Below are 14917 nucleotides of genomic sequence, written 5' to 3'. Positions count from 1 at the left end.
AAAAGGCAGCGTCGGGATTGAAAAAGCGTTGTTGCAGCTAAATTGACACGGGGATAAAGTCGGTGAAATTCAACTCTTCTAACCTTCAGTCAGGACTTCACTAAACTATGAGCCGTCGTCCCGACCCCCTGGCCCAGGTCAGCGACTTTGATATCCGTCTGCTGCGCATCTTTCGCAGCGTGGTGGAGTGCGGCGGGTTTTCCGCAGCGGAAACCGTACTGGGGATTGGGCGTTCGGCCATCAGCCAGCAAATGAGCGACCTGGAACAGCGCCTCGGGCTGAGGCTCTGTCAACGCGGCCGCGCCGGCTTCTCACTGACTGAAGAAGGCCGCGAGGTCTATCAGTCGGCGTTGCAACTGTTGAGTGCCCTGGAAAGTTTTCGCACCGAGGTCAATGGCCTGCACCAGCACTTGCGTGGAGAGCTGATCATCGGCCTCACCGATAACCTCGTTACCCTGCCCCATATGCGCATTACCCACGCCTTGGCGCAGTTGAAGGAGCGCGGCCCGGACGTGCAGATCCAGATCCGCATGATCGCCCCCAATGAAGTGGAGCAAGGTGTGCTCGACGGCCGTCTGCATGTCGGCGTGGTGCCCCAGGCCAGCGCATTGTCGGGCCTGGAGTACCAACCGCTGTACAGCGAGCGCTCGCTGCTTTATTGCGCGGTCGGTCATCCACTGTTTTATGCCGACGACAAGCAACTGGACGACGCGCGCCTCGACAGCCAGGACGCCATCGCTCCCACCTTCCGCTTGCCCGCCGAGATCCAGGCCCACTACCAGGCGCTCACGTGCACCGCCAGCGCCTCGGACCGTGAGGGCATGGCGTTCCTGATCCTCACCGGGCGCTATATCGGCTACCTGCCCGACCATTACGCTAGCCTTTGGGTACAACAAGGCCGACTCCGCGCGCTGAAATCGGCCACACGGTTTTACGATTTAAGCCTGGCATCGGTCACGCGCAAGGGCCGCCGCCCCCATTTGGTGCTGGAGAGTTTTCTGGAAAGCCTGGCAGCAACGCGCTAGTTCGGGCCTCGCACAAAAAGCTGAGCAGGTGGACAGTTTTTTGCAAGGCATAGGCACCTTGAACCGTCCGCCCCGAGTTGACCCGCCATGCCACCAGAATCCTCCAGCCCCAACGACCTGATCTACGGCCTCGATGACCGTCCGAAACCACTGCCCGCCCTGCTGGCTGCCCTGCAACATGTGCTGGCGGCGTTCGTCGGCATTATCACCCCGCCACTGATCATCGGTTCCACCCTGGGCCTCACCGCGCACCTGCCCTACTTGATCAGCATGGCGCTGATGGTCTCCGGCGTCGGCACGTTCATCCAGGCGCGCAGGCCGTTCGGTATCGGCGCAGGGATGATTTGCCTGCAAGGCACCAGCTTCGCCTTTCTGGGTGCGGTGTTGTCCGCCGGTTTTCTGGTCAAGCAACGCGGCGGCAGCCCTGAGGACATCCTGGCAATGATCTTCGGCGTGTGCTTTTTCGGCGCCTTGGTGCAAATCGTGCTGAGCCGCTGTATCGGCCAACTGCGCCGGGTCATCACGCCCCTGGTGACCGGGATCGTGATTACACTGATCGGTATCAGCCTGATAAAAGTCGGCATCACCGATCTCGGCGGCGGGTTCAACGCTCCCGACTTCGGCGCCCCCACCAACCTGGCCCTGGGCCTGTTCGTGGTATTGACGATCATCCTGCTCAACCGCTCGAACACGCCCTGGGTACGCCTCTCGGCCATTATCATCGGCCTGGCCCTCGGCAGCCTGGCGGCCTGGTTCAGCGGCAAGCTGGTGCCCCACGCCTTGCCCGACTTACCTCTGATCAGCCTGCCTACACCGTTTCGCTTTGGTTTCAACTTCGACTGGAGCGCCTTCCTGCCAATCGCGCTGATTTATCTGATCAGCAGTATCGAAACCGTTGGTGACCTTACCGCCAACTGCATGATCGCCCGCCAGCCCATCAGCGGTGCGTCTTATATAAGCCGACTCAAAGGCGGCGTGCTGGGTGATGGGGTCAGTTGCATGATCGCCGCGACGTTCAGCGCTTTTCCCAATACCACCTTTGCCCAAAACAACGGGGTGATCCAACTCACCGGCGTGGCCAGCCGTTACGTCGGCTTGTACATCGGCGCGGTGTTGGTTTGTCTCGGGTTGTTTCCCATGATCGGCGCGGTGTTGCAGCAAATCCCCAAGCCGGTGCTGGGCGGCGCGACCCTGGTGATGTTCGGCAGCGTCGCTGCGGCCGGTGTGCGCATTCTTGCGCAGGCGCCGCTGGATCGACGCAGCATGTTGATCATCGCCACCTCGTTCGGGGTCGGCTTGGGCATCGCCGCCCAACCCAACTTGCTGCACTTGATGCCGACCCTGGTGCAGAACCTGTTCGACTCCGCCATCACCAGCGGCGGCCTGACCGCCATTGTGTTGTGCCTGCTATTGCCCGAGGCCAAAACCACCGGTGCCGTTGCAAACCACACGCCCGAAAGTGACTCCCTGGAATCGCTTTGACGGTTTTATTGCATCAACACTTGTCTGAGGCTTGAGGGTGGGTTATCTGTGCACACGTCGCCTCTATCGATCAGCACGGAAACCTCCATGAGCCTCGAAGTTCCTGCCCACAGCAACCACGCCGGTAAACCCGCCAGCCGCATTCGGCAAAAGAACGAACAAGCGATTCTCCAGGCTGCTGAAGATGAGTTCGCGCGCCACGGCTACAAGGGCACCAGCATGAACACCATCGCTGCCAGTGCCGGGTTGCCCAAAGCCAACTTGCATTATTACTTCACCAACAAGCTTGGCCTTTACATTGCGGTGCTCAGCAATATTCTCGAATTGTGGGACAGCACGTTCAACGCGCTGACTGCCGAGGACGACCCGGCCGTGGCCCTTTCCCGTTACATCCGCACCAAGATGGAATTCTCACGACGCCAGCCACAGGCCTCGCGAATCTTCGCCATGGAGATCATCAGCGGCGGCGAATGCCTTACCGAATATTTCAGCCAGGACTACCGGGCCTGGTTCAGCGGCCGTGCGGCCGTGTTCCAGGCCTGGATCGATGCTGGCAAGATGGACCCCATCGACCCGGTACACTTGATCTTCCTGCTGTGGGGCAGCACCCAGCACTACGCCGACTTCGCCACCCAGATCTGCCGCGTCACGGGGCGCACCAAGCTGACCAAGCAGGATATGGAAGACGCCGGCACCAACCTGATCCACATCATTCTCAAAGGCTGTGGCATCAAGCCGGCCCAATAAACGAAGCGACTTATGCCATTCACGCTGACAGGCCTTTGCGAATTTCGTGAAGAAATCCGCAAAAGCCGCTTTATCACCCTGGCGGCGCCCATTACCAGCCCGCATGACGCCCAGGCGTTTTTCGAGCAGCACAGCGACCTCAACGCAACACACAACTGCTGGGCCTGGAAACTGGCCGACCAATACCGCAGCAACGACGACGGCGAACCCGGTGGCACCGCCGGGCGGCCAATCCTCGCGGCCATCGAAGCCCAGGGTTTCGATCAGGTCGCGGTGCTGGTGATTCGCTGGTACGGCGGCATTCAACTGGGCACCGGCGGGCTGGCCCGGGCCTATGGCGGCGGCGCCAACAAGTGCCTGCAGAATGCCGAGCGCATCGAGCTGATCAGCCGCATACCCTTGCGCTGCGCCTGCGCATTCGCCGAGCTGAACCTGGTAAAACTGCGTGTTGCCGACCTCGGCGGGTTGGTTGTCGAAGAAACCTTCACCGCCAACGGTGTCGAACTGCAACTGGCCTTGAGCGAAGAGCAGGTGGATACCCTGCAGGCCCAACTGGCCGACCTGAGCCGTGGACGTATCCTGCTGCAACGCTGAAAACTGTTACTGTTATTTGCTGAACTCCCTGAACCGCGACTCTAAAGGAAGCTTTTCATGCCTACGCCAAAAACCGCACTGATCATCGGCGCCTCACGCGGGCTGGGCCTTGGCCTGGTCAAGCAACTGCTCCAGGACGGCTGGGACGTGACCGCCACCGTGCGCGACCCGAACAAGGCTGACGCCCTGAAAGCCGTGGGCCCGGTGCAGATCGAGAAACTCGACATGGACGATCAGCAAGCCGTGATCGCCCTGGCCCAGCGCCTGAAAGACCGCACCTTCGACCTGCTGTTCGTCAACGCCGGCGTCAAGGGCCCGGCGAACCAGGAACCTGGCCACGCGACCCTGGCGGAAGTCGGCCAACTGTTTTTCACTAACGCCGTGGCCCCGATCAACCTGGCCCAGCGTTTTGTCGGGCAGATCCGCAAGGACACTGGCGTGCTGGCCTTCATGAGTTCGGTGCTGGGCAGCGTCACCATTCCCGACGGTTCGGATCTGGCGTTGTACAAAGCCAGCAAGGCGGCGCTCAACTCCATGACCAACAGCTTTGTCACCCAACTGGGCGAACACAAGCCGACGGTGTTATCGCTGCACCCAGGCTGGGTGAAAACCGACATGGGCGGCGAAAATGCGCACATCGACGTCGAAACCAGCGTGCGCGGCCTGGTGGACCAGGTAAATGCCTACACCGGCAAAGGCGGTCATCACTTCGTGGACTACAAGGGCGACACCATCGCCTGGTAATGGCATAACTGTAGGAGCGAGCTTGCTCGCGAAGAACGCCCAGGCACCGCGTTAAACCAGACTGCCCGCGTTATCGTTGACGATTTTCGCGAGCAAGCTCGCTCCTACAGCGTTAGACTGCCACCTCGCCCTCCCCGGCGACCCTGGATCAGCAGACAGGGCAACACTGAGCTGGCAAACCTGAACCCATCATTCAGAGGAGCCGGCCAATGCCTGCGACCCGTATCTGGTTAAAAAACCCGCTCGCTATTTTCACTGCCAATGGCCTCGATGCCCGTGGCGGCCTGGTGCTGCAAGACGGTGTCATCACTGAAGTGCTGGCCCAGGGGCAAGAACCCGCGCAACCTTGTGCGCAGGTGTTCGATGCCCGTGAGCACGTGGTTCTGCCCGGGCTGATCAACACCCACCATCACTTCTATCAAACCCTGACCCGCGCCTGGGCGCCGGTGGTCAACCAGCCGCTGTTTCCCTGGCTGAAAACCCTGTATCCGGTCTGGGCCCGACTGACGCCGGAAAAACTCGCCCTGGCGTCGAAGGTGGCACTCGCCGAATTGCTGCTCTCCGGCTGCACCACAGCGGCAGACCACCACTACCTGTTCCCCGACGGTTTGGAAAACGCCATCGATGTGCAGGTCGACAGCGTGCGTGAACTGGGCATGCGCGCCATGCTCACCCGCGGTTCCATGAGCCTGGGCGAAGCCGAGGGTGGCCTGCCGCCGCAGCAGACCGTGCAACAAGGCCAAGTGATCCTCGACGACAGCCAGCGCCTGATCCGCCAATACCACGAGCGCGGCGACGGTGCGCACATCCAGATTGCCCTCGCACCCTGCTCGCCGTTTTCCGTCACCCCGGAGATCATGCAAGCCAGCGCCGAACTGGCCACCTCGCTCGACGTGCGCCTGCACACGCACTTGGCGGAAACCCTCGACGAGGAAGACTTCTGCCTGCAGCGCTTCGGCCTGCGCACCGTGGACTATCTCGACAGCGTAGGCTGGCTTGGCCCGCGCACTTGGCTGGCCCATGGCATTCATTTCAATCCGGATGAAATCGCCCGCCTGGGCGCTGCCGGCACGGGCATCTGCCACTGCCCAAGCTCGAATATGCGCCTGGCCTCCGGTATCTGCCCGACCCTCGACCTGCTCGCCGCCGGTGCCCCCATCGGCCTGGGCGTGGACGGTTCCGCTTCCAACGACGCCTCGAACATGATCCTCGAAACCCGCCAGGCCCTGTACATCCAGCGTCTGCGTTACGGGGCAGAAAAAATCACGCCCGAAGGTGTATTGGGCTGGGCGACCAAAGGCTCGGCGCAGCTACTGGGGCGTGCGGATATCGGTGAGCTGGCCGTAGGCAAACAGGCTGACTTGGCGTTGTTCAAACTTGATGAGCTGCGCTTCTCCGGCAGCCATGATCCTATTTCCGCACTGCTGCTGTGCGGCGCAGATCGGGCGGACCGGGTGATGATCGGCGGCAAGTGGCGGGTCATTGATGGGCAGGTGGAAGGCCTGGACCTGAAAGGCCTGATCGCCGATCACAGCCAGGCGGCGCGCCAGCTGATCGCCGGAAACTAAGCAAACGAAGTTCAACATGTGGGAGGGGGCAAGCCCCCTCCCACATTTGGTTCTATGGTGGCCTTGAAGCCGGGTTACAGCCCCAACAGCGACAACATGATAAACGTCGCAAACAACACGAAATGCGTCATCCCTTCAATGGCATTGGTTTCACCATCATTGAGGTTGATCGCACTGACGATCAGCGTAATAAACACCATCACCGTCTGTACCGGCGTCATTGCCATCTGGAACGGCTGGCCGCTGTAGAGCGCCATCGCTTCCATGACCGGCACCGTCAGAATCACCGTCGACAAAGAGGCACCCAGTGCGATGTTCACTACCGACTGCATGCGGTTGGCCAAGGCGGCGCGCAAGGCGGTGAGGATTTCCGGCGCGGCGGAAATAGCCGCCACTACAATCGCGGTGATCACCGGCGGCGCGCCCGTGCCTTCCAGGCCCAGGTCGAGGGTCTTTGACATCACCTCGGCCAACGCGCCAATCACAATCACGCCAAACACCAGCGTGCCGATCGAGAACGCGAGGTTCACGGGCGGCGCTTGCTCGTCTTCCGGCAATTTCTTGCGGCGTTTTTCCGGGTAGCTGTAGCTGAAGAAATAACTGTGGGGGCCGACCTGCATTCTCAGGAACAAGGTGTAGAGCACCACCATCGCGCCGATGGTGAAGGCCGAGTAAATTTTCCAGTCGGCCTCGGGGATAAATTCCGGCACCACCATCGACACGCCCATGGCGGTGAGGATCATCACGCTGTAGGTGCGCGCAGAATCATCGTTGTAGGACTGCTCGCCATGCTTGATGCCGCCCATCAGCGCGGCCAGGCCGAGGATGCCGTTGATATCGAGCATCACCGCCGAATAGATGGTGTCGCGCACCAGTGTGGGTGAAGGCTCGTTGCTCATCATGATGGCCAGGATCACCACCTCCACCAGCACGGCCGCCAAGGTCAGGATCATGGTGCCATAGGGGTCGCCGACCTTTTCCGCCAGTTGCTCGGCATGATGGGCCACACGCATCGATGCCATCACGATAAACGCGATTAGCCCGAGGCCCGCGAGCAACGCCACAATCTGCCCGCTGTGGAGCATCCAGTGTTCCAGCGGGTAGGCGGCAATGGCGGCAATCAGCGCCAGCAGCATGAATTTTTCTTGCTTGAGGGAAGTGAGCATGGGAGGCCTTTATGTGCAGCAAATCAGTCATCGTTGGGGTACAGACTGCGCCCAGCCGCTAACGTTTCGTTACACCTTAGTTCACGCCGCTCTTGCGCGAAAAAATCAAATACTCTCCTGCTGGTCAGGTTTTGCCGATTATTTCGGCCATGGCCTGTAGAATGCCGCCATTGCACCTGATGAGATTTTTAGACATGTACGATTGGCTCAACGCCCTGCCCAAGGCTGAACTGCACCTGCACCTGGAGGGCTCGCTGGAGCCCGAGCTGCTGTTCGCCCTGGCCGAACGCAACAAGATTGCCCTGCCGTGGAACGACGTCGAAACCCTGCGCAAGGCTTACGCGTTCAATAACCTGCAAGAGTTTCTCGACCTGTACTACAAAGGCGCCGATGTGCTGCGCACGTCCCAGGATTTCTACGACCTGACCTGGGCCTACCTGCTGCGCTGCAAAGCCCAGAACGTGATCCACACCGAACCCTTCTTCGACCCGCAAACCCACACCGACCGTGGCGTGCCGTTCGAAGTGGTGCTCAACGGCATCGCTGCCGCCCTCAAAGACGGCGAGCAGCAACTGGGCATCACCAGCGGCTTGATCTTAAGCTTCCTGCGCCACCTGAGCGAAGCCGAAGCCGAGAAAACCCTCGACCAGGCGCTGCCGTTCCGTGACGCGTTCGTCGCCGTGGGCCTGGACAGTTCAGAAATGGGGCATCCGCCGAGCAAGTTCCAGCGTGTGTTCGACCGCGCCCGTCACGAAGGCTTCCTCACCGTGGCCCACGCCGGCGAAGAAGGCCCGCCCGAGTACATCTGGGAAGCCATCGACCTGCTGAAAATCCAGCGCATCGACCATGGCGTGCGCGCCATCGAAGACGAGCGCCTGATGCAGCGCATCATCGACGAGCAGATCCCGCTGACCGTTTGCCCACTGTCCAACACCAAGCTGTGCGTATTCGACGACATGGCCCAGCACAACATCCTCGACATGCTCGAGCGTGGCGTGAAGGTCACCGTGAACTCGGACGATCCGGCCTACTTCGGCGGTTATGTCACCGAGAACTTCCACGCGCTGCACACCTCCCTGGGCATGACCCAGGACCAGGCCAAACGCCTGGCGCAGAACAGCCTGGATGCGCGACTGGTAAAGCCTTGACCGTTATTCACTGAATGAGCGAAGGCTGAATGTGGGAAGGGGCAAACCCTAATGCCAGTCAGTTAAGGCTTTTTGTAGGAGCGAGCTTGCTCGCGAAGAACTCAGGCCCCCCGCGTTTATTCAGAATGAACGCGTTGCCTGGGCGTCTTTCGCGAGCAAGCTCGCTCCTACAGTGGACCACGTTCGCTTGACGGCTGCACTAGGGCCTTCCCCCACATCGACCCCACCAGTCTCAAGCCTGAGTGAGTTCTTCCAACGTCTTGCCCTTGGTCTCCATCCCGAACACCCACACCACCAGCGCCGCCACCGCAAAACACAGCGCGCCCAAGGCAAACACCCCGCCCTGTCCGGTAACCGGAAACACCAACCCGGTCACCAGTGGCCCCAGCAACGACCCCACCCGCCCAATCGCCGAAGCAAAGCCGGACCCGGTTGCGCGCGCCGAGGTGGGATATAGCTCGGGCGTATAGGTGTACAACACCGCCCACATGCCAAATAGAAAGAACTGCATCAACAAGCCGGACGTAATCAGCAGCCCGACGTTGCCGCCAAACACCGCACTCTGCCCATACAAAAATGCCATCACCCCGCCACCCAGCAATGTCACCACGCACACCGGTTTACGCCCCCAACGCTCGACCAGCCACGCGGCCATGAGGAAACCCGGTATTCCGCCCAGGGAAATGATCACCGTGTAATACACCGATTGCGTCACGGCAAAGCCTGACTGCTGCAACAACGCACTCAACCACGAGGTGAGCCCGTAGAAGCCGAGCAGGGCAAAGAACCACACACTCCAGATCATCAAAGTGCGTTGACGGTACTGCGCCGACCACAATTGCTGGAAGGCCGAGAAGAACGTGCCTGGGGTACTCGCCACTCGCGGCAAGGCCACCGGCTCCGGCAAGTCGGCGCGCCCCAGGGAGTCGCGCACCTTGTGTTCGATGCCAAGCAATACCTTGTCCGCCGCCTCGTGGCGCCCGGCCTGTTCCAGCCAACGCGGCGATTCCGGAATAAAGAACCGGATGGCCAGCACAAATACCGCCGGCACCGCCAACACCAGAAAGATGTCGCGCCAGCCCACCACCGGCAGCAGGAAATACGACAACACCCCGGCGGCGACAAACCCCAGCGGCCAGAAACCATCCATCAACGCGATATACCGCCCGCGTCGCTTTGCCGGAATCAGCTCCGACAACATCGACTGTGCAATGGGAAATTCCATGCCCATGCCAATGCCCAGCAAGATGCGAAACAGCGTCAGCGTCTCGACCGTCTGCGCCGTGGAGCAGAGGTAGCTGGCGACGCCCCACAACACGATGCTCCACTGAAACACCGGCTTGCGCCCGAAGCGGTCCGCGAGCATCCCCGAGAGCGACGCACCGATCACCATGCCGAAAAAGCTCGAACTGGCGAGTAAGCCGGCCTGGGCCGTACTCAGGCCGAACTCGGCTTTGATCGAGCCCAATAGAAACGTCATCATTGCCAGGTCCATGGAGTCGAAGAAAAACGCCAGGGCAATGATGATGAAAATGATTCGGTGGTAACCACTGATGGGCAACCGTTCCAGCCGCTCCGCTGCGCTATAGCCTTGCATACCCATGCCGCCGCCCCCTGTCTGAAAAGTCCCCCAAAGAGTGTGCGGCATCGTCTGCCCTGGCGTTTGCTGGATGCGACCTGACCGAAACCAGGAGCGACGCGCCTACGCTGTGGCCAGCCGGTTGATCTCCGCAAGCCCGGCGTCGCTGACCGACAAGGCCCGGGATTCATCGATCGCACTGACCCAGTTCGACTGCAGGAACAGTTGCAACAACCCCGCGCCGAGCGCACCGCCCACATGCGGTTGCTGTTGGCTCCAGTCGAAACAGTCACAGACCGACGGCGACGAGAAGGCCTGGACAAAAATACCCAGGCTCGCCAAATGCTGGGTGCCCTTGACCGTGACTTCGGTACGTTGTTCGTAGCGCTGGATCCACCCAGCCTCCATCATCCGCTGGTACAGGCCGGCCGCCAGTTCACCGCCGAGGTGGTCCTGGCACACACGGGCGCGACGCAACAGCGACGGTACCCGCAACGCCGGTGGCTGAGTATCCGGCGTGCTGCGCCCGACACTGGCCATGGTCGTCGTCGCCAGGGCATCGATGGCGGCGCTGACGTCCGCAGCCGCCACACGAAACAGCCGCTTGCCCCGTCGCGCTTCGACCCGCAGCAGGCCGCTGCCGGTCAACCGCGCCAAATGGGCATTGGCCGACGCTGCAGACAACCCGGCGCACGTCGCCAACTCCTCTGAAGATTTTGCCGAACCGTCCATCAATGCCCACAGCATTGCGGTGCGCTTGGGCTCGGCAAGCAAGCTGGCGATATGACTGATGCATGGTGCCTGTTCCATCTCTCGACTCCCTGTTGACGCGTTTTTCTGCTGCGGTTGACGCCAAAGTATAGGGGCCAAAACAGCCGGTTCCATGGCGTCTTACAGCCTGGACAGGGACAGCACTTGAGCGAAATTTCCTGCTTTTCTGCCGGCCATTACTTAGCCGCGAATCGCTCCGACCGTTGCGCCGTCAATGTCGCACAACGGGATACGAGCATCTCCCGCAGCAAGTTGACGGGTTTGCTCAACTGCGCACGATGCGCGCACAGCAGGTTAAGCGGCGTGCGCTCACCGCGCAGCTCCGGCAGGATCAAGCGCAAACGCCCAGCCACGACGTCGGTACTCACATCCAGCCAGGATTTATAGGCAATGCCCACACCCGCTACCGCCCAGCGGCGCACCACGTCGGCGTCGTCGCTGACCCGATCCCCCGAGACGGTCAGGCTGACCTCGCGCTTGCCATCAAAAAAACGCCAGTGGTCATGCACGCGACCGGCGAGCATATAGAGCAAGCAATTATGCAGGGCCAGTTGTTCAAGGTGTCGCGGCTCGCCATAACGGGCCAGATAACTGGGTGCTGCGCACAGCACCCGTACATTCTCCGGGGCGATGGGCAGCGCCACCAGGCTTGAATCCTCGGGCTCGCCATAGCGCAAAGCGATGTCTACCGGTTGCCGGAACAGGTCGGCTATGCGATCACCCAGCAACAGGCGCACGCTCAGTTGCGGGTATTCACGCTGGAAATCATCCAGCCAGGGCAACAGCTGATTGCGTCCGAAATCCGAAGGCGCCGACAGTTGCAGCAGGCCGCTCACGTGGTCCTGCCCACTGGCCAATAAGCGCCGCCCTTCATCCAGTGAACTTAACGCGGCGCGGGCGTAAGTGAGAAAACCTTCGCCCTCGGCGGTCAAGCGCAAACTGCGGGTGGAGCGTGCCAGCAAGCGCGCGCCCAGTTGCTGCTCTATACGCTTCAACGCGGCACTGGCCACTGCTGGGGATAGGTCCATCACCCGCGCGGCTGCGGACAAACTGCCCAGGTCCGCCGCCCGCACAAATAACTGCAAATCATCAAAGCGAAGCATGCATTCCCGCCAATTATCAATTTTTTGTTGAAACAGAACGCTGTTTTATCGGCTTTTATCTGCATTGGAAATAGCCAATCATCTGGCTACGCCGTTCCTTTTCGACCAGGAGTTGAGTATGTCCACTGCTTTTAACGTCATCGCCACGCTGATCGCCAAGCCTGGCCAACAAGCCACTCTGGAAACCCTGCTACGCGGCCTGCTCGAACCGACCCGCCTGGAACCTGGCTGTGAGCAGTACGACCTGCACCAGGATCTGCAACATCCCGAGACGTTCTACATGCTCGAGCGCTGGAGCGACGAGGCGGCCCTGGCTGACCACGATCAGAGCGCGCATATCCAGAGCTTCCGGGCCCAGGCCGCCGAGGTGATTGAACACTTCGACCTCAAGCGCCTGAAGTTTCTCGCCTGACCACCAACCCTTTACCCGGAGAAATCATGAAAGCCATCGCCTACTACAGCTGCCTGCCCATCAGCGACACGAACGCCCTGCAAGACATCGAACTGCCCGAGCCCGTGGCCGGGCCGCGCGACCTGTTGGTGGAAGTCAAAGCCATCTCGGTCAACCCGGTGGACACCAAGGTGCGCCAGAACGTCGCCCCGGAACACGGTGCGGCCAAGGTGCTCGGCTGGGACGTAGCCGGTGTGGTCAAGGCGGTCGGCAGCGAAGTCACGCTCTTCAAGGCCGGGGACAAGGTGTTCTACGCCGGCTCACTGGTGCGCCCTGGCGGTAACAGCCAATTGCACACTGTGGATGAACGCATCGTCGGTCATATGCCACAGACCCTGGGTTTTGCCGAAGCCGCCGCGCTGCCGTTGACCGCCATCACGGCCTGGGAGCTGCTGTTCGAACGCCTGCAAGTCCCCGAGGGCAAGGCGGACCTGGGCCAGAGCCTGCTGATCGTCGGCGCAGCGGGCGGCGTGGGGTCGATCCTGACCCAGTTGGCCAGCCAGCTCACTGCACTGAAGGTCATCGGCACCGCCTCGCGCCCGGAGACTCAAGAATGGGCCCAGGCCCTCGGCGCCGACCTGGTGATCGACCATAGCCAGCCGCTGAGCGAAGCGCTGAAACACGCCGGCCACCCGCAAGTGACCCACGTCGCCAGCCTGACCCAGACCGACCATCACCTGGATCAACTGGTGGAAGCCCTGCAGCCCCAAGGCAAGCTGGCGCTGATCGACGACCCCAAGGCGTTGGACGTCAGCAAGCTCAAGCGCAAGAGCCTGTCGCTGCATTGGGAGTTCATGTACACCCGCTCGATGTTCGAGACACCGGACATGATCGAGCAGCATCACCTGCTCAACCGCGTGGCCGCGCTGATCGACGCCGGCACCCTGAAAACCACGGTAGGCGAGCACTTCGGCGTGATCAATGCGGCGAACCTGCGACGTGCGCACGCGCTGCTGGAAAGCGGCAAGGCCAAGGGCAAGATCGTTTTAGAAGGGTTCTAGAAAACGGCTGTCAGTGTCGTCTGTCACTGATGTAGGTAATGGGCGACACCATTAGTCCGAGAGTTGACGTTTGTCATATTTGTGCGCGCATACGGGTTTATATTGGCCGCCTTTGCCACGATTCTTTTACGTGAGGAAGTCAGCAATGAAGATCCTGATAAAAGCGTTAGCAAAATCGCAGTGGGAGGTCCGCCTGGACCAGAAGTCGATTATTTTCCACACCGAAGCCGAGGCCCGTGCTTTCGCCGACACCTTGCAAGCCCGCATCCAGGCTCCCCACCGTTTCCCACTCAGCCAGCAAAGCGCCGCCGCTGGCTGATCGGTCCTTCAGATCAGACCTGCGCCTGCGCGGCCCTGGCCCGTTGCAGGCGCTGGGTCGACATCGCAATCGTCACCGCCAGTACACCGCACAGGCTGATGACCATCGCCATCGGCATCGCCGTGCCGTCATGCAACACGCCCACCAACGATGCCGCCCCCGCCGCCACGCCGAACTGAATGCAACCGAGCAACGCCGACGCGCTGCCGGCACGGGCGCCTTGCCCGTTCATGGCGCACGCCGAGGTGTTAGGCAAAATGCAGCCCAGGCTGGCGATGCAGATGAACAGCGGCACCAGCAACGGCCAAAGGGCTTCGGTGCGCAGCGCTGCAATGCCCAGCAGGGCCAACGCCGCCGCTACGTAAACCCACACCGTACGCGAGAGCAAAAACGCCGGGCCGCGCTTGGCCAGTAGCCGCGCATTCAACTGCGCCACCAGGATAAACCCGGCGGCGTTGGAGCCAAACAGCCAGCCGTAATGCTCGGCGGGTACGCCATACAGCTTGATGAACACGAACGGCGAACCGGCAATGTAGGCAAACATCCCGGCAATCGAGATGCCGCCGGTCAAGGCGTAGCCGAGATAAACCCGGTCTGACAACAGCGCGCCGTAGCGGCGCAGCGAGCCGGACAACGGCTGGCGCGGCTGATGCGCCGGAAAGGTTTCCGGCAAGCCCACCGCCACCGCAACGGCGGCCATCACGCTGAACAGCGACAGCGCCAGAAAAATCGACTGCCAGCCCCACACGCCTACCATTATCCCGCCCGCCAGCGGTGCGAGAATCGGCGCCAGGCCAGTCACCAGCATCAGTTGCGAATACACCTTGGCCGAGCCCACGGCATCGCATTTGTCACTCACCACCGCCCGTGAGATCACCATGCCCGCACAACCGCCGAGGGCCTGCACGAAGCGCGCGCCGATCAGCCATTCCAGGGTGGGCGCGTACGCACAGGCGAAGGACGCAAGGGTAAACAGCGTGACGCCGCTGAGCAGCGGCACGCGCCGGCCAAAGCGGTCGGCCAAGGGGCCGTAGATCAATTGACCGATGGCCAGCCCACCGAAATACACCGCCAGAGTCAGCTGGATGTGTTTTTCATCGGTTGCAAAAGCGGCTGCCATCGCCGGGAAACCCGGCAGGTAAAAATCGATCGCCAACGGCGCGAAGGCGCTCAAGGCGCCCAGGATCAGAATTATGCGAAGGTTCATCAGACACCCAAG

15 protein-coding genes are annotated in these 14917 nt (G+C 61.2%); 10 read left to right on the top strand and 5 right to left on the bottom strand.

What is annotated here, in order from left to right; genetic code table 11:
* Window positions 1-107: 107 nt before the first annotated feature.
* From C4J87_RS03315 to C4J87_RS03290, 6 genes are all read left to right on the top strand, one after another.
* Window positions 108-1025 (top strand): LysR family transcriptional regulator, encoded by a 918-nt coding sequence (locus C4J87_RS03315; RefSeq protein WP_124365713.1) that lies wholly within the window; start codon window positions 108-110, stop codon window positions 1023-1025.
* Between the two features lie 87 nt (window positions 1026-1112).
* Window positions 1113-2507 carry a uracil-xanthine permease family protein gene (locus tag C4J87_RS03310; RefSeq protein WP_124365712.1) on the top strand — a complete coding sequence of 465 codons (1395 nt, stop codon included), beginning with the start codon at window positions 1113-1115 and terminating at the stop codon, window positions 2505-2507.
* 87 nt (window positions 2508-2594) lie between these two features.
* Window positions 2595-3254, top strand: a complete 660-nt coding sequence (locus C4J87_RS03305; RefSeq protein ID WP_124361147.1) for a TetR/AcrR family transcriptional regulator — start codon at window positions 2595-2597, stop codon at window positions 3252-3254.
* 12 nt (window positions 3255-3266) lie between these two features.
* A complete protein-coding gene (locus C4J87_RS03300) occupies window positions 3267-3848 on the top strand; it encodes a YigZ family protein (protein WP_124365711.1) in 582 nt (193 codons plus the stop codon).
* Window positions 3849-3905: 57 nt separating this feature from the next.
* Window positions 3906-4592 carry an SDR family oxidoreductase gene (locus tag C4J87_RS03295; RefSeq protein ID WP_124365710.1) on the top strand — a complete coding sequence of 229 codons (687 nt, stop codon included), beginning with the start codon at window positions 3906-3908 and terminating at the stop codon, window positions 4590-4592.
* 209 nt (window positions 4593-4801) lie between these two features.
* Complete coding sequence (locus tag C4J87_RS03290; RefSeq protein ID WP_124365709.1) at window positions 4802-6160, top strand: 8-oxoguanine deaminase; 1359 nt, start codon at window positions 4802-4804, stop codon at window positions 6158-6160.
* A 74-nt stretch (window positions 6161-6234) separates the two neighbouring features.
* Here the strand turns inward: C4J87_RS03290 and C4J87_RS03285 are convergent, their stop codons facing one another.
* Entirely contained in the window at window positions 6235-7326 is a 1092-nt protein-coding gene (locus tag C4J87_RS03285; protein WP_124361142.1) for a calcium:proton antiporter, read from the bottom strand.
* Window positions 7327-7520: 194 nt separating this feature from the next.
* On the opposite strand from C4J87_RS03285, the gene C4J87_RS03280 reads away from it, so the two are divergent.
* Complete coding sequence (locus C4J87_RS03280; protein ID WP_124365708.1) at window positions 7521-8474, top strand: adenosine deaminase; 954 nt, start codon at window positions 7521-7523, stop codon at window positions 8472-8474.
* A gap of 232 nt (window positions 8475-8706) precedes the next feature.
* Here the strand turns inward: C4J87_RS03280 and C4J87_RS03275 are convergent, their stop codons facing one another.
* From C4J87_RS03275 to C4J87_RS03265, 3 genes are all read right to left on the bottom strand, one after another.
* Entirely contained in the window at window positions 8707-10077 is a 1371-nt protein-coding gene (locus tag C4J87_RS03275; RefSeq protein WP_124365707.1) for an MFS transporter, read from the bottom strand.
* 99 nt (window positions 10078-10176) lie between these two features.
* Window positions 10177-10863, bottom strand: coding sequence for a helix-turn-helix transcriptional regulator (locus tag C4J87_RS03270; protein ID WP_124365706.1), 687 nt, complete (start codon window positions 10861-10863; stop codon window positions 10177-10179).
* Window positions 10864-11000: 137 nt separating this feature from the next.
* On the bottom strand, window positions 11001-11927 hold the full coding sequence (locus C4J87_RS03265) for a LysR family transcriptional regulator (protein ID WP_124365705.1): 927 nt from the start codon (window positions 11925-11927) through the stop codon (window positions 11001-11003).
* Between the two features lie 118 nt (window positions 11928-12045).
* Here C4J87_RS03265 and C4J87_RS03260 point away from each other — a divergent pair, with 118 nt between their 5' ends.
* The 3 genes from C4J87_RS03260 to C4J87_RS26065 all read left to right on the top strand — a co-directional run bounded on the left by C4J87_RS03260 (window position 12046) and on the right by C4J87_RS26065 (window position 13698).
* On the top strand, window positions 12046-12339 hold the full coding sequence (locus tag C4J87_RS03260; RefSeq protein WP_124365704.1) for a putative quinol monooxygenase: 294 nt from the start codon (window positions 12046-12048) through the stop codon (window positions 12337-12339).
* 26 nt (window positions 12340-12365) lie between these two features.
* Window positions 12366-13379, top strand: coding sequence for a zinc-binding alcohol dehydrogenase family protein (locus C4J87_RS03255; protein WP_124365703.1), 1014 nt, complete (start codon window positions 12366-12368; stop codon window positions 13377-13379).
* Window positions 13380-13524: 145 nt separating this feature from the next.
* Entirely contained in the window at window positions 13525-13698 is a 174-nt protein-coding gene (locus C4J87_RS26065; RefSeq protein WP_164487644.1) for a hypothetical protein, read from the top strand.
* A gap of 13 nt (window positions 13699-13711) precedes the next feature.
* On the opposite strand, the gene C4J87_RS03250 is transcribed toward C4J87_RS26065, so the two are convergent.
* Window positions 13712-14905 carry a multidrug effflux MFS transporter gene (locus C4J87_RS03250; RefSeq protein WP_124365702.1) on the bottom strand — a complete coding sequence of 398 codons (1194 nt, stop codon included), beginning with the start codon at window positions 14903-14905 and terminating at the stop codon, window positions 13712-13714.
* Between the last annotated feature and the right edge of the window lie 12 nt (window positions 14906-14917).

The organism is Pseudomonas sp. R1-43-08 (assembly GCF_003852255.1).
Taxonomy (GTDB): domain Bacteria; phylum Pseudomonadota; class Gammaproteobacteria; order Pseudomonadales; family Pseudomonadaceae; genus Aquipseudomonas.
Note: the sequence above shows the minus strand (reverse complement) of the source record. Positions and strands in the feature narration are given on the sequence as shown.

What these genes read in the sequence shown, in the direction of transcription:
- C4J87_RS26065 (WP_164487644.1), top strand. Translation starts at nt 13,525, where the DNA reads ATGAAGATCCTGATAAAAGCGTTAGCAAAATCGCAGTGGGAGGTCCGC.
- C4J87_RS03305 (WP_124361147.1), top strand. Translation starts at nt 2,595, where the DNA reads ATGAGCCTCGAAGTTCCTGCCCACAGCAACCACGCCGGTAAACCCGCC.
- C4J87_RS03255 (WP_124365703.1), top strand. Translation starts at nt 12,366, where the DNA reads ATGAAAGCCATCGCCTACTACAGCTGCCTGCCCATCAGCGACACGAAC.
- C4J87_RS03310 (WP_124365712.1), top strand. Translation starts at nt 1,113, where the DNA reads ATGCCACCAGAATCCTCCAGCCCCAACGACCTGATCTACGGCCTCGAT.
- C4J87_RS03250 (WP_124365702.1), bottom strand. Translation starts at nt 14,905, where the DNA reads ATGAACCTTCGCATAATTCTGATCCTGGGCGCCTTGAGCGCCTTCGCG.
- C4J87_RS03295 (WP_124365710.1), top strand. Translation starts at nt 3,906, where the DNA reads ATGCCTACGCCAAAAACCGCACTGATCATCGGCGCCTCACGCGGGCTG.
- C4J87_RS03275 (WP_124365707.1), bottom strand. Translation starts at nt 10,077, where the DNA reads ATGGGTATGCAAGGCTATAGCGCAGCGGAGCGGCTGGAACGGTTGCCC.
- C4J87_RS03315 (WP_124365713.1), top strand. Translation starts at nt 108, where the DNA reads ATGAGCCGTCGTCCCGACCCCCTGGCCCAGGTCAGCGACTTTGATATC.
- C4J87_RS03290 (WP_124365709.1), top strand. Translation starts at nt 4,802, where the DNA reads ATGCCTGCGACCCGTATCTGGTTAAAAAACCCGCTCGCTATTTTCACT.
- C4J87_RS03285 (WP_124361142.1), bottom strand. Translation starts at nt 7,326, where the DNA reads ATGCTCACTTCCCTCAAGCAAGAAAAATTCATGCTGCTGGCGCTGATT.
- C4J87_RS03300 (WP_124365711.1), top strand. Translation starts at nt 3,267, where the DNA reads ATGCCATTCACGCTGACAGGCCTTTGCGAATTTCGTGAAGAAATCCGC.
- C4J87_RS03280 (WP_124365708.1), top strand. Translation starts at nt 7,521, where the DNA reads ATGTACGATTGGCTCAACGCCCTGCCCAAGGCTGAACTGCACCTGCAC.
- C4J87_RS03265 (WP_124365705.1), bottom strand. Translation starts at nt 11,927, where the DNA reads ATGCTTCGCTTTGATGATTTGCAGTTATTTGTGCGGGCGGCGGACCTG.
- C4J87_RS03260 (WP_124365704.1), top strand. Translation starts at nt 12,046, where the DNA reads ATGTCCACTGCTTTTAACGTCATCGCCACGCTGATCGCCAAGCCTGGC.
- C4J87_RS03270 (WP_124365706.1), bottom strand. Translation starts at nt 10,863, where the DNA reads ATGGAACAGGCACCATGCATCAGTCATATCGCCAGCTTGCTTGCCGAG.